Source organism: Micromonospora sp. NPDC048170, from assembly GCF_040652795.1.
GTDB lineage: Bacteria > Actinomycetota > Actinomycetes > Mycobacteriales > Micromonosporaceae > Micromonospora.
Genome location: NZ_JBEZMR010000001.1, coordinates 14,057 through 33,977 on the forward strand (window position 1 = coordinate 14,057; position 19,921 = coordinate 33,977).

General features: G+C 73.0%; 13 protein-coding genes. 2 read left to right on the forward strand and 11 right to left on the reverse strand.

Features of this window, described 5'->3' with window-relative positions:
- Positions 1–16 precede the first annotated feature (16 nt).
- Positions 17–601, reverse strand: a complete 585-nt coding sequence (locus AB0D32_RS00065) for a TetR/AcrR family transcriptional regulator (protein WP_357082279.1) — start codon at positions 599–601, stop codon at positions 17–19.
- 93 nt (positions 602–694) lie between these two features.
- Between AB0D32_RS00065 and AB0D32_RS00070 the strand changes: the two genes are divergently transcribed.
- Positions 695–2,086 carry an MFS transporter gene (locus AB0D32_RS00070; protein ID WP_357082282.1) on the forward strand — a complete coding sequence of 464 codons (1,392 nt, stop codon included), beginning with the start codon at positions 695–697 and terminating at the stop codon, positions 2,084–2,086.
- Between the two features lie 129 nt (positions 2,087–2,215).
- Here the strand turns inward: AB0D32_RS00070 and AB0D32_RS00075 are convergent, their stop codons facing one another.
- From AB0D32_RS00075 to AB0D32_RS00100, 6 genes are read right to left on the reverse strand one after another with little or no spacing between them, the layout of a single operon-like run.
- The gene (locus tag AB0D32_RS00075; protein WP_357082285.1) at positions 2,216–4,363 is read right to left on the reverse strand and encodes an alpha-N-acetylglucosaminidase TIM-barrel domain-containing protein; all 2,148 of its coding nucleotides are present in this window, start codon (positions 4,361–4,363) and stop codon (positions 2,216–2,218) included.
- 3 nt (positions 4,364–4,366) lie between these two features.
- A complete protein-coding gene (locus AB0D32_RS00080; RefSeq protein ID WP_357082288.1) occupies positions 4,367–5,701 on the reverse strand; it encodes a Gfo/Idh/MocA family oxidoreductase in 1,335 nt (444 codons plus the stop codon).
- 20 nt (positions 5,702–5,721) lie between these two features.
- Positions 5,722–6,582: a carbohydrate ABC transporter permease gene (locus AB0D32_RS00085; protein ID WP_357082291.1), complete on the reverse strand. Its 861-nt coding sequence runs from the start codon at positions 6,580–6,582 to the stop codon at positions 5,722–5,724.
- Entirely contained in the window at positions 6,579–7,535 is a 957-nt protein-coding gene (locus AB0D32_RS00090; RefSeq protein WP_357082294.1) for a sugar ABC transporter permease, read from the reverse strand. The genes AB0D32_RS00085 and AB0D32_RS00090 overlap by 4 nt, the downstream gene beginning before the upstream one ends.
- Positions 7,532–8,905 (reverse strand): extracellular solute-binding protein, encoded by a 1,374-nt coding sequence (locus tag AB0D32_RS00095; RefSeq protein WP_357082298.1) that lies wholly within the window; start codon positions 8,903–8,905, stop codon positions 7,532–7,534. Before AB0D32_RS00095 ends, AB0D32_RS00090 begins: the two co-directional genes overlap by 4 nt.
- Positions 8,906–8,938: 33 nt before the next feature.
- On the reverse strand, positions 8,939–10,276 hold the full coding sequence (locus tag AB0D32_RS00100; protein WP_357082301.1) for an alkaline phosphatase family protein: 1,338 nt from the start codon (positions 10,274–10,276) through the stop codon (positions 8,939–8,941).
- Between the two features lie 96 nt (positions 10,277–10,372).
- On the opposite strand from AB0D32_RS00100, the gene AB0D32_RS00105 reads away from it, so the two are divergent.
- Complete coding sequence (locus AB0D32_RS00105) at positions 10,373–11,455, forward strand: Lrp/AsnC family transcriptional regulator (protein ID WP_357082304.1); 1,083 nt, start codon at positions 10,373–10,375, stop codon at positions 11,453–11,455.
- Between the two features lie 8 nt (positions 11,456–11,463).
- Here the strand turns inward: AB0D32_RS00105 and AB0D32_RS00110 are convergent, their stop codons facing one another.
- Genes AB0D32_RS00110 through AB0D32_RS00125 form a run of 4 tightly spaced genes read right to left on the reverse strand, consistent with a single transcriptional unit; the run spans position 11,464 to position 19,905 of the window.
- Positions 11,464–12,744, reverse strand: coding sequence for an ATP-grasp domain-containing protein (locus AB0D32_RS00110; protein ID WP_357082307.1), 1,281 nt, complete (start codon positions 12,742–12,744; stop codon positions 11,464–11,466).
- The gene (locus AB0D32_RS00115; RefSeq protein WP_357082309.1) at positions 12,741–14,036 is read right to left on the reverse strand and encodes a hypothetical protein; all 1,296 of its coding nucleotides are present in this window, start codon (positions 14,034–14,036) and stop codon (positions 12,741–12,743) included. Before AB0D32_RS00115 ends, AB0D32_RS00110 begins: the two co-directional genes overlap by 4 nt.
- Positions 14,033–18,952, reverse strand: a complete 4,920-nt coding sequence (locus AB0D32_RS00120) for an amino acid adenylation domain-containing protein (RefSeq protein ID WP_357082312.1) — start codon at positions 18,950–18,952, stop codon at positions 14,033–14,035. Before AB0D32_RS00120 ends, AB0D32_RS00115 begins: the two co-directional genes overlap by 4 nt.
- 5 nt (positions 18,953–18,957) lie before the next feature.
- Positions 18,958–19,905 (reverse strand): zinc-binding dehydrogenase, encoded by a 948-nt coding sequence (locus AB0D32_RS00125; protein ID WP_357082315.1) that lies wholly within the window; start codon positions 19,903–19,905, stop codon positions 18,958–18,960.
- Between the last annotated feature and the right edge of the window lie 16 nt (positions 19,906–19,921).

Here is a 19,921-nt window from a genome sequence, read left to right on the forward strand (position 1 = left end):
GCGCCGGCGGGTGCCGCTACCCGTCGACGCGGTAGGCGGCGAGGACCGTCTCGGAGATGAGTCGCGGGGCCTCCGCCCGGTCCAGCTGCCCGGTGGCCACGTCGGCGGCGGCACCCTTCATGAGGTGGTGCAGGACGCTGGTCAGCCAGCTCGCCGGAAGGTCGGCCCGGAACGCCCCTTCGTCCTGACCTCGGCGGATCAGCTGGTCGACCCGCCGCGCGGGCTCGGCGTGCAGCTCGTGCACACGCCCGGGCGGCAACGACGCCTGCGCCGCCTCCAGGACGGCGCTCGACTGGGCGATCAGCAGCCAGCTCGACCGGATCAGGACGCGCAGCGCGTCCCGGGGGTCGCCGGTCAGGTCGAGGCCCGCCAGGAGTTCCTCCCCCTCGGTCAGCACGCGGGTCAGCGCGGCCTCGACCAGGACGTCCCGCGACGGGAAGTGACCGTAGAGGGTCACCCGGCCCACCCCCGCCGCCTGCGCGATCGCGCTCACGCTGGCGTCGGGGTCGCGGCTCAGGCAGTTCACCGCCGCGTCCAGGATCTTCTCCACGTTGTGCTGGGCGTCAGCCCGACGGGTCTGCTTGGCGAGTGGGCGAGTCATGGAACTTCCCCTAAGTCGAACAGGCCTGCATGAGTTAGTGTGTCTCCGTAACCCGAACACTACCGTTCAACTTAGCGGAGGAGCCTGGCAGCCATGGCAGAACCTGTGACCGCAACCGAAGCCCCCACACCGGAGAGTCCGCACCCACAACGCTGGCGGATCCTGGGCTTCGTCGGCATCGCCCAGCTGATGCTGATCCTGGACGTCACCGTCGTCGCGATCGCCCTGCCGCACATGGGGTCGGACCTGGGAATGGAGCGGGAAGCCCTCACGTGGGTGGTGAGCGGATACACCCTCACCTTCGGCGGCCTGCTGCTGCTCGGCGGCCGCGCCGCGGACCTGTTCGGCGCCCGACGCCTCGTCCTCGCGGGGCTCCTGCTGTTCAGCGTCGCGTCCCTGGTCGCGGGCCTGGCGACCAGCGGCCCCATGCTGCTGGGCGGTCGCGTCGGGCAGGGTCTCGCCGCCGCGCTCCTCTCCCCCGCCGCCCTCTCCCTCGTCGTCACCATCTTCGACGGCGACGAGCGCAACAAGGCGCTCGGCATCTGGTCGGCGCTCGGCGGCGGCGGTGCCGCCCTGGGCGTCCTCCTCGGCGGCCTGCTCACCGCCGGGCCGGGCTGGCCCTGGGTGTTCTTCGTCAACGTGCCGGTCGGGATCATCCTGCTGCTGGCCCTGCGGATGCAGCTTCCCTCCCACACGCCCACCGGTGCGACGGCCCGACTCGACGTGCCCGGCGCGGTGCTGGTGACGGCGGCCACCGGATCGCTGATCTACGCGCTGATCCGGGCCGGCGACATCGGCTGGGGCAGCCCCCTGATCCTGGCGCTGCTCGCGGCCTCCGTCCTGCTCTACGTCGCGTTCGTCGTCCGCCAGCGCCTCGCCGCGAGCCCGCTGATGGACGTACGGCTCCTGCTCCGCCGGCCGGTGGCGGTCGGTGCGCTGCTGATCCTCGTCGCGACCGCGCTGATGATCACCGTCTTCTTCCTGGGCACGTTCTACCTCCAGGACTACCAGGGCTACGGCGCCCTGCGCACCGGGCTGCTCTTCCTGCCCGTGGCGATCGCGACCATGCTCGGCGCGAACGCCGCCGGCCGCATCATCGGTCGCCTTGGGGCGCGCACCCTCGGCGGCCTGGGCCTGCTCGTCGCGGCGGCGGGCATGGCGGTCCCGGCCGTCGTCGACGGGACCGTGGCGCTCGTGGTCGGCGTGAGCGTCGCCGCGTCCGGCACGGGCGTCATCTTCGTCGTGGCGTCCGCCACCGCGCTCGGCCAGATCGCGCCGCACGAGGCGGGCCTCGCGTCCGGCATCGTCAGCACCTTCCACGAGTTCGGCGCCTCGCTCGGCGCCGCCGTCGTGTCGAGCATGGCCGCGGTGAGCATCGCGGGCACCAGCACCGTCGGCTTCTCCCGCGGCTTCACCACCGGCGCCGTCATCGCCGTCGTCGCCGCCGTCCTGGCCTTCGTCCTCACTCCCCGGCCGGCCCAATGACCCCGGCCCGGTGGCCGGTGGGGGCCCGCCCACCGGCCACCGGGTCGGACACCGTCCCGGGGACCGACCGGCCGGGCCGGGCTGTTTCCGCGAGGACGCCCGTCCCCGCCGGCAGCCGGCCCCGGCCGGTCAGTGTCCGAGCCGGCCGAGGATCCGCGCCGCCACGCCGAGGGTGTCCCCCTCGGGCGCGGCCGGACAGCCTCCGACCGACCCCCGCCAGGACTCCTCGTGCGCGACGACGCGGGCGCGGAGAACGTCGACGTCCGGCTCCTCCCCCGCCGTCGCCGCCCGGGCCAACCAGGTCGCCCACAGCTCCCAGCGGGGCAGGTAGTAGTCCCGGACGAGGCCGGCCCAGTGCCGCCCGGAGTAGTCGTGCAACCCGCTCGTCTGGTGTCCCCAGACGGAGACGAGACTGCGGGCGTCGCGCTCCATGACGTCGGCCTCGGCCGGCGAGCCGCCCCAAGCGCGGGCGTCGTCGATCCACCGGCCGACCCGCGACTCGGCGCGCGTACCGGCGAGTTCGTCGAGGTCGAGCAGGTCCGTCCGGAACCGGCCGAAGTGCTCCAGGATCCCGTCCGCGTCCCGCTCGGCGAAGGCCGCCAGCATGCCGCGGATGTGGATCCGCGATCCCTGCGCCAGCACGTGACCGACCAGGTCGACGACATCCCGCCCGACCTGGTCGGGGACCCCCGCCGCCGACGCGCGGGCGAGGAGCAGCCGCGCGGCGGCGGCGATCCGCGGCAGGGCGCCGAGCACCATCGGGTCGTTCTCGGCGTCGATGTTCGCCGACTGCCGTTGCGGCTCCGCGTTCTGCGGGACGAACTCGCCGGCCAGGCGCTGCGCGGCGAACGGCGCCTCGGCCGACCACGGCCGGGCGATGACGGGAGACGGGATGGACCGGGTGCGGCCCGGCCCGTAGAGCGTGTCGGCCAGGATCCGCCAGGCCTCGGCGAAGTCGTCGTGCCCGGACGCGTAGCGCTGCCGCGCGAACGAGCCCAGCCAGTCCTCCAGTTGCGGAACGTCCCAGGCCAGGTCGGTGGCCAGCTCGTAGAAGACGGTGTTGTTCTCGATCGCCTCCGGCGCGAGCCCGATGCCCGCGAGCCGGGTCGGCCGCGTACGCCTCAGCTCCTCGACGTCACGGCGCAGCCCGCTCAGGTCACCGAAGAGCGCGAAGCGACCGCCGAAGTTGTGGATCGCACACCAGACCCAGCGCCGGTCGAACATGGCGTCGCGGCGCCACATGGGCGCGTGCTCGCCCCACAGGTCCAGCAGGATGAGCCGCTCCTGCGGGACCTCGGAGAGGAACGCGCGGGCCCGCTCCGGCCGCCAGAAGTCGCGCTGGTAGTGGAAGGGCCAGCCCTGGAGCACCCAGGTCGCCTCCGGGTCGCTGTCCGCCATCGCCCGGTAGACGGCCCGGCCGACCGCCGCCAGGTAGTCGGGCTCGCCGGACGGCGGCACCGACTCGATGAACGGATCGGCCGCGTAGTGGTGGTCGGTGCCGAACAGTTCCCGCTGGACGCTCATGAACTCGGCGGTCAGCGCCGCGAACCGCTCGCTGTCGGGACTGAGGATCGGGGTACGCCAGCCCTGCCACTCGATCTCGCCGGCCGACGGGTCGGCGAGCTCCGGCGGCACGTGCCCCCCGAAGACCGGCAGGACCGGAGTCATGCCCAGCGCGCGTTGCCGGGCGAGGATCCGCTGCGCCAACTCGACGTGGCGACTGATCCACCGCGCGGGCAGCGGCCCGCCGAACGAGTTGGTGTTGCCCATGAACGTCCACGGGAAGTGCGCCGCGCTGCCGATCCACGCGTCGATCCGGGCCGCGTCGAGCCCGGCCCGCCGGAACATCTCCGCCAGCACCGCCTCGTGACCGACCTGCATGAGCGGGTGCGTGACGCCGTGCAGCGCCATCCAGTCGATCTCCTGCTGCCAGCGGTCCCAGTCCCAGAACGCCGTCGAGTAGCCGTAGGTCACGGCGTTGAGGTAGTAGCGGACCGGGAAGGGGCTGGTCAGTCGGGTCGGGGGCGCGTCCGGCCAGCGCTCCGGCCGGGGTTCCAGCCGGGGCTGTTCCCAGGTCACCTGCCGGCCGGCGTACGCCTTCAGGTACTGCCCGAAGGCGGACGCCGCGGCGACGGGATCCGAGCCGCGCAGCGTCAGGACGCCGTCGCGGCACTCGTATCCGGCGACGGCGGCGTCATCGCCGGCGGGAAGACGCTCCACCCGTACGTCGTCGGCGGTGCCGGCGACGCGGGCCACGAGAGCACGAACCTCGTCCACCTGTCACAGCTCCTCGACGGTCTGGTTCAGCCGCGACCGTTCGGCGGCGAAGGCCACGAAGTGGCTCTCCACGCTCTCCTCCAACGAGCTCGGCGCCGCCTCGACGTCCTCGCCGGACAGCCGGCTCCGGACCCGTCCGGTGAAGTCGAGCATCAGCCCGGCGTCCCCGCCACCGTGCCCGGAGAACGCCTCGATGACCTCGTCGACGACCCCCTGGCTGCCGCTGCCGACCTGGAACGTCTCGTCGGCCTGCCGTCCCTCCACGTTGGGCGGGGTCTCGGCGAAGGTCGCCAGGCTGATCCGTCCGGAGCGCATGTCCGCGGTGATCTGCCCGTGGCTGCCCATCAGCGTGAGCGTCCGGGTGTTCCACGCGGTGAACGCCGAGACCACCAGCGACGCCGTGACGCCGTTGCCGAACCGCAGCGCCGCCGTCTGGTGGTCGACGACGTCGTTGTCCATCCGGTAGACGCACCGACCGTAGTCGGTCAGCCGCAGGGCACGCCGGCGGCCGGCCACGCTCGTGTCGTTGGTGACGACCGTGACGGGCGGCCCGTCGACGTCGGCGAGCTGGTCGACGTAGAGGCGTTCGGCGTTGTACGGGCAGGTGTCCGCGACGGCGCAGCCGTCGACGCAGCGCTCGGTCGACCCCTTCGGCGCGTGCTCGGCCCGGAAGTGGCGGCGTTCGCCGAACGAGGCGACGGTCGTGCAGGGCGCCCCGACCAGCCACCGGAGGATGTCGATGTCGTGGCACGCCTTCGCCAGCAGCATCGGGCTCGACTGGTCGGCGCGGTGCCAGTTGCCGCGCACGTAGCTGTGCGCGAAGTGCCAGTACGCGACGTTCTCGATGTGCGAGATGCCCTGCAACTCGCCGATCCGGCCCTCGTCGAGCAGGCGGCGCAGGGTCTGGAAGAACGGGGTGTAGCGCAGCACGTGGGCGACGGTGACCGTGCCTGCGCTCTCGCGCGCGGCGGCCGTCAGCCGGTGCAGGTCCTCGGCGGTCGGCGCGATGGGCTTCTCGAGCAGGACGTGGTGGCCCAGTTCGAGGGCGCGGAGGGTGGGATCGACGTGGTCGCGGTCCGGCGTCGCGACGATGACCGCGTCCCACGGGCCCCGGGTCGAGAGCGCCTCCTGCCAGCCGGTGAACCGATGCGCCGCCGGGATGGCGTGGGCGTCACCCAGGCCGTCGCGGCGCTCCGCGTCCGGCTCGGCGACCGCGACGACCCGGGCCGCCTCGGGGTGCTCCAGGCACCACTGGGCGTACGCGTGCGCGCCGCGCCCTCCCGCGCCGAGCACGAGCAGTCGAACTGGACCCGATCCCGGTGACACGGGGTCCGTCACGTCGATCATCCTTTCGGTGTTCACTTGTCCGCCCCCGAGGTGAGTCCGGAGACGATGTAGCGCTGGGCGAGGAAGAAGATGACGATGACCGGCACGGTCACCGCGATGGAGCCGGCCAGGAGCACGGTCACCGGCACCTGGAAGTCGGTGAGCTGGGCGAGGCCGAGCGGAGCCGTCCACCGGGAACGGTCCTGGACGAGGAACAGCAACGCGTAGAAGTACTCGTTCCAGGCGATCATGAAGACGTAGATAGCGGTCGCCACGACGCCGGGCAGCGCGATCGGCAGCACGACCTTGCGCAGCATCATCGGCAGCGAGCAGCCGTCGAGCAGCGCCGCCTCCTCGACGCTCTCCGGCAGGGCGAGGAAGTAGTTGCGCATCATGTACAGCGCGACGGGGACGGTGGCGGCGACGTAGATGACGAGCAGCCCGACGAGCGACCGGGAGAGGCCCAACCGGCTCAGGATGACGAACTTCGGCACCGCGAGCACGATGCCCGGGAACAGGTAGACGGCGAGGATGATCCCGCTGGTGAAGCGGCGGCCCCGGTACCGCAGGCGCGCCACGGCGTACGCCCCGAAGATGCACGCGACGATCGACACCGCGACGGTGGCGAGGGCGACCAGCAGGGAGTTGAGCACGAACCGGCCGAGCCCGAAGCCACCCGCCGACTCGTCCTTCATCGCCGTGACGTAGCTGGACAGGTCGATCTCGCCGAACCCGGGAACCACGTCGAGGGGTTCCATCAGGACTGCGGAGTACGGGCGCACCGAGAGCAGCACCCCATAGAGCACGGGTCCCACGGCGCAGACGAGCGCGACGGTGATGAGCGTCCACCGCAGGAAGTTGACCGGGCGCGAGGGCCGCATCGCCGAACTCACAACGACTCCTTCCGCCGGGAGAGCAGGACGTAGCCGGCCAGCAGCACGCAGAGGATCAGCGACATGAGCAGTCCGTACGCCGCCGCGCTGCCGATGTCGGACCGGGTCACCAGCTCGGTGTAGACCTTGATCGCCATGACCTGGGTGCCGCCGGCGCCCTCGGTCAGCAGGTAGACGTCGTTGAAGTTCTGGAACGACCAGATGAACCGCAGCAGCATCAGCAGCAGGACCACTCCCCGCAGTTGGGGGAGGATGACGTGTCGCAGGTTCTGCCACCGGGAGGCCCCGTCCAGCGCCGCCGCCTCCTCGATCCCGCCCGGCACGTTCTGCAACCGCGCGGTGACGAAGAGGAAGGCGAGCGGGAACGACTTCCAGATCTCGAAGGCGACGACGACGAGCAGCGACACCGGTACGGGCAGCCCCGCCACGTCGGTCGAGGTGGTGCTGAGGAACCCGATGGGGCTCTCCCAGCCGAGATACTCCTGGCCGAACGCGTTGACGATGCCGTACTGGGGGTTGAGCATCGTGCGCCAGATCATCGCCGCCGCGATGACCGGCAGCACGTACGGGATCAGCAGCAGCGCGCGGACGATTCCCCGGCCGCGGAAGGGGCGGCGCAGGGCGAGGGCGAGGGCCATGCCGACGACGATCGACCCGATGGTGGTCAGGGTCGCGTAGGCGACGGTGGTCCAGAGCGCCCCCCAGAACGCGTCCGACCGCCAGGCGTCGGTGATGTTCTCGAAGGTCCACTCGATGGTGGACGGCGACAACCGGGGGATGTCGATCAGCCTCGTGTCGGAGAACCCGAAGATGACGACCAGGACGAACGGGAGCAGGACGACCAGGGCGAGCAGCAGCAGCGTCGGGCCGGTGAGGAGCTGACCGTTGAGGTTCTCCCGCTGGGAGCGGCTGAGCCGCTCCCAGCGGGAGGACCGCACTGTCGGCGTGCTCACAGTTCGGCCTGGACCTTCTTGACCTCTTCGGCCATCGCCTTCGTGATGTCGGCCGGCGACTGCCCGCCGTAGAGCCGCTCGAGGAACTGCGCGAGCACGTTCTCCGCGGTGACCGCGCCGGCCAGCGGCGAGTCCTTCGTGCCCATGCCCCACAGGCTCACGGCGTTGACGCCGTCGCGGATCTGGGTGACCATCTCCGGGCCGTACAGCTCGGCGACGGAGCTCTTGGCCTCCGGTCCGACGCCCAGCTTGCCCCACGCGTCGAGGTAGGCGTTCGGGTCGGCCTTGGTGCCGTTGCGCAGCGGGATCCGGCCCTCGGTCGCGGAGGCGAGCGTGTCCGAGTAGCCCTCCTCCAGCATGAACTTGATGAACTCCTTGGCACCGGCCGTGTTGGCGCCCTCGGGGATGCCGTAGCCGAGCGTGGCGCCGTACTGCGCCGGGTGGTTCCGGTCGAGCACCGTGATGAACCCGGAGTTCTTGGAGAGGAACGTCGGGTCGGCCTTGCACTGCGTGCAGGTCGGCGGGTTCGCCTTGTCCAGGCCGGCCAGCTCGTCGAGGATGTGGGTCGAGAAGAGCAGCATCGAGGACTTGCCGGCGAGGTAGGCCGCCCGCGCGCTGGTCACGTCGAAGTCACCCTGCGTGCTGGAGTCGCGCAGGACCTTGAACTGCTCGGCCGCCCGGGTGCACTCCGGCGAGTCGATGGTGACCTTGCCATCCTGCACGAGCTGGCAGCCCGCGCTCTGGAACATCGAGTAGATGGCCTCGGTCCCCGACGCGGTGCCGGACTGGGTGCCCAGGGCGATGCCGGACACCCCGGTCGCCTTCATCGTGGTGGCGGCCTTCGCCACCTCCTCGAGGTTGGTCGGCACCGCGACGTTCGCCGCCTTGAAGAGGTCCTTGCGGTACACCAGGAGGTGCACCCAGCCGTCGCTCGGCACGGCGCCGGCCTTGCCGTCCAGGCTGAACGCCTTCAGGGCGTTCGCGTTGAACGTCTCGGCACCGAGCTCACTGACGACCTCCTCGGCGGCCTTCGTGTTCAGCAGCCCCTGGGACCGCCAGGCGGCCGTGGTGGTGGAGGTGTGCAGCATCACGTCGGGCACGTCCCCGGAGGCGGCACCGGTCGCCAGTGCCTGCTTCTGGTCGGCCTCGCTGAGCGGCACGACCTTCACGGCGATGCCGGTCTTCTCGGTGAACCGGGCCGCGACCTTCTCCTGCGCCGCGACCCGCTGCGGGGTCGTCTGCGGCGTCCAGAAGGTGATTTCCTTGGCCTTCTCGGACTCGGACTCGGACCCGCCGCACGCGACGAGTGTGCTGAGCGCGGTCGCGGCGGCGATCGCCGCCGCCAACCGGCGCTTTGTCAGGTGGCCCACTTCTTCTCTCCTCGATCTACGTTGTGGCGGCGGTCAGGACCGCTCGATGGCCCCGCGCATGACGTGCCCCTGCGAGTTCGCCGGCGGCTGCACACCGAGCAGGGCGCTGATGGTGGCGGCCACGTCGACCAGGCCGACGTTGCGCAGCGGGACGCCGCGGCGGACCCCGGCGCCGGAGAGCACCATCGGGACCTGCGCCTCCGGCAGCGCGCCGTGCGAGGCGCGCGGTGCGCCGTCGGCGAGCGTGGACAGGTGGTACGGCTCGACCGGCTCCACGACGAGGTCACCGAGCTTGTCGCTGGCCTTCAGGCGGCGCAGGTCGTGCTGGTCGCGGACGGCCGCGATCCCCGGGATGTCCCTGACGAGCTTGGCGATGCGGCGCGCGTTCTTCGCCGTGTCCGCAGCGCCACGCAGGGTGATGTCGGCGGTACGCGGCGACGCGACGACGACGATCTCGCTCGCCGGGTCCGGCACGCCGCCCGAGGAGGAGATGACCTGGACCTTGAAGCCCGTCCCGGACAGCCGGTCGAGCACCTCGGGCAGCAGCGGAACGGTCCACTCCCGGGCGCCGTGGTCGGCGGTGACGAGGAACGTCGTCCGGTCCAGGATGCCGGCCTCGCGGGCGGCGTCGCGGACCCGCCCGATCTGGGCGTCCACCCGGGTCAGGGCGGCCGGCAGATCGGGGTCGGAGAATCCGCCGTCGTGCAGCGCGCCGTCGACGTCGTCGCAGTAGACGGTGATCAGGTCCGGGATCGCGGGCAGGTCGACCATCGTGCCGCCGGAGTTGACGGGCTCGCCACGCAGCAGCGCGATCGCCTGGTTGGCGCGGGTCTCGCAGTTGCCGCCCGGCTGGGTGTACAGCGCGGCGGGGTCACCGTACGTGGCGCCGTAGTTCTGCACCGCGTACCACTGGAGGTAGGCCGAGGTGCGGTCCTGCCGCTTCAGCGAGTGGGCGATCGTCTCGACGCCGGGCTCGATGTACCGCTCCTGGGAGACGCCCCGGTTGGTGTCGTGGTTGTAGTAGTAGCCGGTGTTGCGGTGCACGGCCGGGTAGGCGCCGGTCGCGGTCGTCGTCCGCGACGAGTTGGAGTACGACGAGTAGGTGCCGTCGGCCACGCCGTAGGTGCCGGCCTCGATCAGCGCCCGGAGGTTCGGCAGCTCCGCCAGGTCGGCGTAGCGCCCGTCGAGGAATCGCGGGTCGAACCCGTCGAAGTCGAACATGATCACGTGCTGCGCGGGTCGGTCCCCGCCCGCCGACGCGGCCGGCGAGGACGCCGCCGGAGTCGCCGGTAGTGCCGTCGCCGCGAGCAGGACGACCGCGCTCGCCGCGACGGCCCTGGCCGCGCTCGAACGCCTGATCGGATGCGCCACTCTCTGCCTCCTCGAACCCTCGGACCCGTGGGCGAGAGTCTGCCGGAGACACGAGGGAGATTGTCAAGATCTCAGCGTGAGATGCAAGATACCCGCATGGCAAACCTCACTGGTGACGGGAACGGCCGATCCTTGGACGAACTCGACCGGCAGATCATCGGCGCTCTGCTCGCTCACCCGCGGGCCACCCACGCGCAGATCGGCGAGGCGGTGTTCACCTCGGAGGCGACCGTCTCCCGGCGGGTCCCGCGGCTTCTCCGCAGCGGCGCGGTACGCATCATCGGGGTCATGGACGGCGAGGCGACCCGCCGGGCGCGATCGCTGTTCGTCCGGCTGCGCTGCCGCCCCGACGCCGCCAGCCGCTCCGCCGAGCACCTGGCCCGGTGGCAGGAATCCGGGTCGGTCAAGCTGCTCACGGGCAGCGTCGACTGCCTGGCCGAGGTCTCCTACACCTCCAACGAGCACCTGCTCCAGCTCATGTTCGAGCAGCTGCCCGGCCTGGACGGCGTCCTCGCCATCTGGAGCAACCAGGTGATCCGCCGGTTCTCCACGCCGCACAACTGGATCCCGAAACTGCTGCCGGCGGAGGTCGTCGACGACCTCCGGTCACAGCGGACGGACCAGTGGAACGAACAGACACCCGTCGAAACGCCGTCGCGGCTCAGCCGGCTCGACGAGCTGATCATCGGCAACCTCGCCACGGACGGCCGGCAGGGCTGGCAGCAGCTCGCCGAGCGGTGCGGCGCGAGCCCCGCCACCGTACGCAGGCGGGCCGAGGCGATGATGGCGGCGGGATTCCTGCGGATGCGGACGGTCGTCGAACCCAGCGTCGTCGGGCTCTCCGTGAACGCCTTCATCACCCTCAGCGTCAACCCCACGCAGCTCGGGCAGGCCGGCGAACTGCTCGCCGCGCACCCCGCCGTACTCATGATCGCCGCGACGACCGGCGACCGGAACCTGTGCGGCGAGATCGCGCTGGAGAGCGACGCCGCGCTGTACGAGTTCCTGTCCCGCACGATCGGCCAGCTGCCCGGCCTGCAACACGCGGACGTGGCCGTCGCCCTGCGTTCCGTCAAGCGGGCGGGTATGATCCTGCCGCACCCGCCCCGGCCCCGGGGCGATCCGTCAGTGGATGCGGGCGCCACCCGACCAGCGCGCATCCGCGCGGACCAGGGGTAGGCGCGGGATCACGTGCCGGCCTCCACCTCCTCGACCGGACGGGTGGTGATCTCCACCGCCGCCAACGCCTCCCCGGCGGCCCGGCTGGCCTGCTCGACCGTCTCCCCCACCGCGGCCACCCGCGCCGCCACGTGCGAGAGCGACACCAGCTCGTGGACCTGGTCGCCCTCGGCGACCAGGACCGCCACCTCCAGTACGCCGGGGCGGGACCGGGCAGCCTCCACCCCGGTCACCGCCGTGACCTGCCCCGGCGGCACGTCCTTCGTCATCCCGACGGCAGCCCGCACCGGCGGGCGCGGACCCACCGGGGCAACCGGCTGACCAGCCATCGCCGCCAGGTACTCGGCCATCGTGTCGACCAGATGGGCATGACCGATCAGCAGCACCATCAGGCCGCCGGGGAGTCGCCCGGCTCCCTCGATGAGCTGGGGCGTGCCGTTCTCCACTATCCACTCGATGTGGACGAACCCGGTGCGGAATCCGGTGGCGGCGATCAGCTGCCGGCTCTGATCCCTCAGTTCGGCCGACAGCGTCGGCGGCAGGTCCGGTGCCACCACGTGGGTCAGCGGCACCGGATGCCGCCCCCTGGACACCTGCGCGCCGGTCACGTTCTCGAACCGCACCTCACCGTCGACGACCAGCGTGTTGGTGCTGTACTGGGCGCCGACGACCCGGCGTTCCACCAGGTAGGTCTCGGGCTCCGGCCGACCCACTCCCTGGTCCGGGAGGCCCCGCGTCAACCGGTCCCAGGCCGCGGGGATGTCCGCCGGATCGGCGACGATCTCCACACCGGACGAGCCGGCCCGCGCGCTCGGCTTGACCACCACCTCCCCGCCGACCTGCTCGGCGAAGGCCACCGCGTCGGCCACCGACCGGGCCACCCGCCACTGGGGAGCACCCACTCCGACGGCGTCCGCGAGCTGGCGCAGCCGCCACTTGTCGGCGAGGATCGCCGCGGGGCTGCTGCCCGCGCCCGGTATCCCCAGCCGCTCGGACAGCCGGGCGGCGAAGACCACCCCGGTGTCGTCGATGGGCACCACCGCGCCGGGGCGCAGGTCCGGATGCCACAGGTGGAAGAGGTCGGCGGCCAGCGGCCGGCGGTAGTCCAGCTCGTACAGCTCGTGCTGCGGCCAGTCGGCGGCAAGGTACTCGCGGACCCGCCAGGCCCGGGCCACCGTGGGCTCGACGACGAACAGGACCCGCACGTCCCCCCAGAGCCGGCGCACGTGGGGCAGCCAGGACCGCCCGTACCCGACGAGAATGACGTCGGGCTGCTGGTCGGCGCTCATGCCGCACTCCCCTTCCGGCCGTCCTCGGCGCCAGGGCAGACGGTGCTGATGTCGAGGACGGCAAGGGCGTCCTCGCCGTACCGTCGGGCCTCGGCTACGGTACGGCCGATCGCGACCACCTTGGCGGCCACGTTCGGCAGCGAGACCAACTCCCCCACCCGGTCTCCCTCGGTGACCGCGACCTCCAGGGACAGGACACCGACCCGGGCCCGGGCGGCCTCGGCACCGGTGACCGCCGTCACCAGCCCTGGCCGGACGTGCTTGGTCAGCAGCGTCACGGCCAGGCGCGGCCGGGCCGGCGGGGTCACTTCCAGCGGCTCGCCGGCCATCACGGCCAGGTACGCCGCGAGGATGTCGTAGCCGTACGCGTGCCCGATCATCATCATGATCGGGCCACCGGCGAGGCGGCCCGCGCACTCCACCAGCCGGACCACGCCGTCCTCGACGATCCACTCACTGTGGATGAACCCCGTGTCGAAGTCGGTCGCGCCGACCAGCCGCTCCGCCTCGGCGATCAGGAGGGCGTACCGTGCCGGCGGCAGTTCCGGGTCGATGGTCTCGGTCAACGACACCGGATGAGTGCCCGGGGCGACCTCGGTGGCGACGACGCTGCGGAACAGCACCTCACCCCGACGCACCAGCAGGTTCACGTTGTACTGCCGCCCGGTCATGCGCCGTTCGGCCAGGTAGGACTCCACCGTCGGCAGGCGCGTGCTGCTGTGCGACGGCGGGGCTACCATCCGCTCCCATCCCGCATCGACCTCGGCGACGTCCCGGAGGATCTGCACACCGGACGAGCCCGCCCGCGCGGTCGGCTTGAGCACCAGATCGCCGGGCACCCGTTCGGCGAAGGCCACCGCGTCAGCGGGTGAGCGGACGAGGCGCCACTGCGGGCCCGCGACGCCACCAGCCTGCGCCACCTGACGCAGGCGGAACTTGTCGTAGAGGATCTCCGCCGGCGTCGGTCCGGCGCCGGGCAGGCCGAGGCGCTCCGCCAACCGCGCCGCGAACACCATCCCCGCGTCGTCGACCGGGACGACCGCCCGGATCCGCAGGTCCGGATGCCAGACGTGGAACAGGTCGGCTGCCATCGGGCGGCGGAAGTCCAGCTCGTACAGCTCGTAGTCGGGCCAGTGGGCGGCCAGGTTGGCGCGGGCGCCCCGGGCATGCACCACGGCCGGCTCCTCGATGATGACCACCCGCAGGTCGTCGGCGGTGCGGCGCAGCAACGGCAGCCAACTCTGCGCGTACCCGACGAGGATCAGGGCCGGTCGGTCTTCCGGGCTGCTCACCGCGGATCTCCCTCTCTCGATGGCCGGACACCGACCCGGTCGACGGCCGCCGCCAGCGATCGGACGGTCGGGTTCTGGAACAGGGTGGCCAGCCCGACGGAAGTGCCCAGGGCACGACTGAGCCGGGCCTCCACCTCGATCAGCCCGAGCGAGGAACCACCGGCGTCGAAGAAGTTGACGTCCGGTTCGAGGCTGTCGCGGCCCAGGGCCGCGGCGCAGACCCGCTCGACCAGCGACACCATGGGCCCGTCCGCGCGGACGGGTGCCGGGGCGGCCATCGCGCGCAGGGCGACGACGTCCGGCTTGCCGTTCGGGGTGAGCGGCATGGCGGCCAGGATCCGCAGGTCACCGGGGTGCATGGTGGCCGGCAGCATGCCGGCGAGGTGTCGGCGCATCGCGTCCGCGGTCAGCTCCGGCAGCCCGGCGACGTACGCGGTGACCCCGCCTGTGTCGTCGGCGAGGACGAGGCAATCGGTCACGTCGGGGTGCTCCCGCAGCACCGCCTCGATCTCGCCCAGCTCGACGCGGGTGCCGTTGAGGCTGACCTGCCGGTCGGCCCGTCCCCGGAACTCGATGGTGCCGTCCGGCCGGGCCATCCCGAGGTCCCCGGTCCGGTACGCCCGCACGCCGTCCTCACCGTGCGGGTCCGGCCCGAACCGGTGGGCCGTGCCAGCCGGGTCCCCCGGATATCCGAGCGCCAGGTACGGGCTGCGGACCCGGATCTCGCCCACCGCGTTGACCGGTACCGGCCGCCCGTTGTCGTCGGTGAGCAGCAGCTCGGCGGTGGGCGAGGCGGGACCGATCAGCGGCCGAGCGTCGGCACTCTCCCGGGGGCGGGGGTGGCCGTGGTCGATCGTGGCGGCCACCTGGGGCGTCTCGGTGGCACCGTAGTGCGACACCACCCGTGCCCCGGGACAGAGCTGGGCGACGCCGGCGACGTCCCGGGCATCCACCGCGCCACCCCCGAAGGCGACCAGCCGGACGTCGGCCAGCCGGGTGCCGGCCGCCTGCCCGGCCGCAACGAGCAGCCGTCCCAGGGCGGGGCTCAGGTGCAGGACGGTGATCCGCCGCAGCGCCAGCCAGCGGAGCAGCGCGGTCGGCGACGCCGCCTCCGAGGCTGCCGGCAGGTGCACCGGCGCACCCACCGCCACCGCCACCAGCACCTCACGGAGCAGGGGGTCGTGGCCGACCCCGGCGAGCGCGGAGAACCGGTCCTCCCCGGTGAGCCGGTAGGCGGCCGGGTACCACTGGAGCAGCGCCGCCAGCGGGGCCGCCGAGGCCGCCACAGCCCTGGGACGACCGGTGCTGCCGGAGGTGAACGCGAGGTACGCCGCCCCGGCGGGCAGCGCCCCCCGGCCGGCCACCGATGCCGCCCCCGCCACACCCGCCCGGGCACCGACGGCCGAGGCATCGACGGCGGGGGTGCCGTCCGACGGGTCGTCGGCGGGCGGTGCGACGAGCACGACCGGGCGGTCGCCGGTGGCGTCGACCACGAGCGGATCTCCGGCGGTCGCCAGCATCCGTTCCCGGCGGATCGGCGGCAGCCCGGCGTCGACCAGCAAAAACGTCCTGGCCCCGGCCAGCGCGGCCACCAGGGCCGCGACCAGCGCCGGGCTTCGGCCGCCCAGCACCGCCACCGCACGCCGTCGCCCCGGGTCGGCGCGGTCCAGCGCCGCCCCGAGGTCGACCACGGTCGCGGCGAGCCCCTCGCCCGACACCGCCTCGTCGCCGGCCACCGCCGCAGGACGGCTCCCGGTGCGCCGCAGGGCGGCCAGGAGGGTGCGCCCGAGTTCCGCCGACGACGAGCTGACCGGCGGGTACGCCCGCCACGGGGACCGCGCCGGGCTCGCGTCGGCCCGGCCGACGTCGCCGAGCAGCCGGCTGGCGTCGCGAGGAAGGTCGGTGAGCACCCGGACACAGTCGGCGGCCAGTGCCCCGATCCGGTCGTGGTCGAACAGGTCCAGGTCGTAGACCAGTTCCAGCCCCACACCGTCGCGGTCGTCGGTGAAGTACGCCGAGATGTCGAACAACGCCCCCGGCATCGGCGGGGTGAGCACCTCGACCCGCGTCCCGGGGCCGAGGTCCAGCGGCGTCGCCGGATACGACAGCAGGTTGCACCAGATCTGGAAGATCGGGTTGGCCGAGGCGATCCGGGGCGGGGCGAGTTCCCGGACCAGTTCGTCGAAGGGCACGTGCCGGTGGGCCAGGGCAGAGGCGACCTCGTCGGCCACCACGCGCAGGTTCTCCCCCACCGACCGGTTCCGGTCCACGGCCAGGCGCAGGACCAGCGAGTTGTTGTAGAACCCCACCGAGTCGGCCAGGTCCGTGTCGTCCCGGTCCGCGACCGGGGTGCCGATGACCAGGTCGTCCTGGCCGGTGTACCGGTTGAGCACCGTCGCGAGGCCCAGGGCGAGCAGGGGGAACAGCGGCACCCGGCTGCGTACCGCGAGGTCGCGCAGTTCTCCGGCCACCCGTTCGGGGAGCCGGTGGGCGACCCGCCCGGCCCGGAACCGGGGGGTGACCGGACGGCGGCGGACGAACGGCAGCCGGACCGGCGCGGGCAGGTCCGCCAGCCGCTTCCGCCACCAGGCGAGTTCCGAGTCCACCACGGCCCGGTGCTCCGGGGAGCGGGCGGCGGCGGCGACCGCGGGGAACTGCACCGGCTCGGGGAGGCTCTCGCCCCGGTACGCCCGACCGATGTCGCGCTGGACCACCTCGATGGACCAGCCGTCGACCACGATGTGGTGCCCGACCAGGGCGAGGAGGCAGGTGTCCGCTCCGGTGACCAGCACCTCCGCCCGGAACAGCGGGCCGGTGTCCAGCCGGAACGGACGGCGTACCACCTCGGTCGCCCAGTCCTCGACGGTGCTGGCGGGGTCGGCCACCACCAGGCCGCCGTCCTCCGGCGGGTCCGCGACCAGTTGGACCGGCCGGCTGGCGACCGTCCCGACCCGGGTCCGCAGGGCGGCGTGCCTGCCCAGCACAGTGGCGACCGCGCGGTCGAGGCGGTCGAGGTCGACCGGACCGTGCAGGCGCAGCAGCGCCGGGACGTGGTAGGCGGAGCAGTGCGGGTACATCTGGTGGAGCAGGAACAGCCCCTCCTGCTGGGGAGCCAGCGGAGCGCTGCGGCGGGCACCGGTGACCGGGCGGGTGGGTCGCGGTGGCGCGGCAGCGGCGGGCCGGACGTCGAGGAGGGCGGCGAACCCGCCGATCGTGGGCTCGGCGAGCACGTCGGCGACGGTGACGGCCAGCCCGGTCTCCCGGGCCACCCGACCGGCGACGACCATCGCGGACAGGGAGTGCCCGCCGTGCGCGGCGAACTCGCTGTCCACGCTGAGGTCGCGGGCCCCGAAGACCTCCGTCCAGAGCCGGGCGACGTAGCGTTCCCGATCGGTCATCGGCGGTGCGGCGGACCCGGCGGGGGCCGGGTCGACCGGGGCCGTACGGCCGTCGCGGAGCAGGGCGGAGACAGCTGTCCGGTCGACCTTGCCGCTGGCGTTGCGCGGCAGCGTCGCCAGGACCACCAGGTCGGTGGGTACGGCGACGGCCGGCAGGACACCGGCCAGGTCGGCGCGCCAGGCACCCGGGTCGGGCCGCCCGGTCACCCCCGCCACGACGGCGTCGTCGCGGACCACCGCCACCGCGTCGGTCACGCCGGGCAGTCGGCGCAACGCGTGCTCGACCTCGCCCAGCTCGATCCGTACCCCCCGGATCTTCACCTGCTGGTCCCGGCGGCCGTGGTATTCCAGGACCCCGTCGGGCAGCCGCCGCACCAGGTCGCCGGTGCGGTACGCCCGCCCGCCCGGCCCGGCGTCGGCGTCCGGCACGAACGCCAGGGCGGTCGCCGCCGGCCGTCCCAGGTATCCCCAGGCGACCTGGGGGCCGGAGAGGAGCAGTTCGCCCAACTCCTGCGGCCCCGCCTCGTTCAGCGCCGGGTCGACCACCCGGGCACCGACGCCGGGCAGGGGCCGGCCGATCACCGGTGGGCCGGCCGCACCGATCCGGGCCACCGCCGCGTTCACGGTGCACTCGGTCGGCCCGTAGACGTTGTACGCCGTCGTCCCGGCCCGGGCGGCCAGCTCCGCCCACAGGCCGCCCCCGATGGCCTCGCCGCCGACCAGGATGCGCAGGTCCCCGGCCTGCTCCAGGTGCGGCAGCAGGGCCCGCAGGTGGGTGGGGGTGATGTCGAAGTCGGTGACCCGACGGGTGCGCAGCACCTCAGCGAACACGGCCGGGTCGAGCCGTTCGGCCTCGCGGAGCAGCACCACCGTGTCCCCACGCAGCAGCCGCGACCACTGCTGCACCGAGGCGTCGAAGGAGAGGCTGGCGTTCCACGCCACCACGTCGTGTCCCGGCCCGGCCGCCCCGCCGGCGAGGAGCCCGCCCGCCAGGGCGAGGACCGCCCCGTGCGGCACCATCGCCCCCTTCGGCCGGCCGGTGGTTCCCGAGGTGAACACCACGTACGCCAGGTCGGCAGCCGTGACCTCGGGCAGCCGGGCGAGCGCGGCGGCATCGGCGGTGACCGTCCCGCGCAGCGCCTCGGCCAGCTCCGGCACCACGACGTCCAGGCCGGTCGGGGTGCCCGGTTCGGTGATCAGCCGGGTGACACCCGCCTCCGCCAGGACCGCTGCCTGGCGCCGGGGCGGATGCGCCGGGTCGACCGGGACGTACGCCGCCCCCGCCCGTAGCACCCCGAACAGGGCCACCACCATGTCGACGGAACGGTCCAGGCGGATGCCCACCAGGTCGCCCCGGCCCACCCCGTACCCGGCCAGGGCGACGGCCACCGCGTCGATCCGCCGGCCGAGTTCGGCGTACGTGACAGCGTCGTCGGCGACGACCAGCGCCGTGCGGTCGGGGTGGGCGGCCACGGCGTGACACAGGGCGGCGGGGATCCCGGCGGGTACGGCTTCCATCCGGCTCAGCCCGCGAAGTCCAGAGTGACCTTGCCGGTCGTGAGCCGCGCCCGCATGTCGGTGACGGCCTGCGCGACGTCCCGGAACGGGTACGAGGGGCCCGTCTCCATGTCGAGCTGGCCCTTCTTGATCATGCCGAACAGTGCCACCATCGTCTCCGGGAACACCTCGATCCGCTCGGAGACCAGGTTGAACGCGGAGAAACCGGCGATGGTGCGGGTGCCGGCCATCAGCGACTCGGGACGGATCGGGGTGCTGGGCTCCCCCGAGGTCGCGCCGTAGGACACCAGGCGCCCGCAGGGCGCCAGCGCGGCAAGGGCCGAGTCGAGCTGCCTGCCGCCGTGCATCTCCAGGATCACGTCGACCAGGTGGCCCCCGTTCGCCTCTACCAGGGCCGCGCCGATGTCGGTGGTGGTGGAGTCCACCGTCTCGTCGGCGCCCAGCGCGACGGCGTGCTTGCGCTTCTCCGGGGTGGACGCGGCGCCGATCACCCGCCGGGCTCCCCACGCCTTGGCGAGCTGCACGGCGATCGACCCGACGCCACCGGCGGCGGCCATCACCGCGACGGTGTCCCTACGGGTGACCCGGGCGATGGTGCGCAGGATGTGCCAGGCGGTGAACCCCTGGGTGGCCATCGCGAGGGCGGCCCGGTCGGAGACGAAGTCGGGCAGCTCGATGTGCTGCTCGGCGATGCACAACTCCCCCCAGGCCGCCTGCCTGGCCCGGCCCAGCATCCGGCGGCCGTCGGGGGCGATGCCGACCGCCTCGATCCCGGGGCGGTACGGCAGCGGCGGCTTGAGCGAGTAGGTCCCCTCGACGATGTGGACGTCGGAGAAGTTGACGCCCGCGCTGCTGACCTTCAGCAGCACCTGGCTGCCGACGGCGACGGGAACCGGGACGTCGTGGATCTCCAGGCCTTCGGGACCATGACGGGTCAGAGAGATCGCGTACAAGGTGCTTCTCCTTATC

What these genes read in the sequence shown, in the direction of transcription:
- AB0D32_RS00070 (WP_357082282.1), top strand. Translation starts at nt 695, where the DNA reads ATGGCAGAACCTGTGACCGCAACCGAAGCCCCCACACCGGAGAGTCCG.
- AB0D32_RS00065 (WP_357082279.1), bottom strand. Translation starts at nt 601, where the DNA reads ATGACTCGCCCACTCGCCAAGCAGACCCGTCGGGCTGACGCCCAGCAC.
- AB0D32_RS00110 (WP_357082307.1), bottom strand. Translation starts at nt 12,744, where the DNA reads ATGAGCGCCGACCAGCAGCCCGACGTCATTCTCGTCGGGTACGGGCGG.
- AB0D32_RS00105 (WP_357082304.1), top strand. Translation starts at nt 10,373, where the DNA reads ATGGCAAACCTCACTGGTGACGGGAACGGCCGATCCTTGGACGAACTC.
- AB0D32_RS00120 (WP_357082312.1), bottom strand. Translation starts at nt 18,952, where the DNA reads ATGGAAGCCGTACCCGCCGGGATCCCCGCCGCCCTGTGTCACGCCGTG.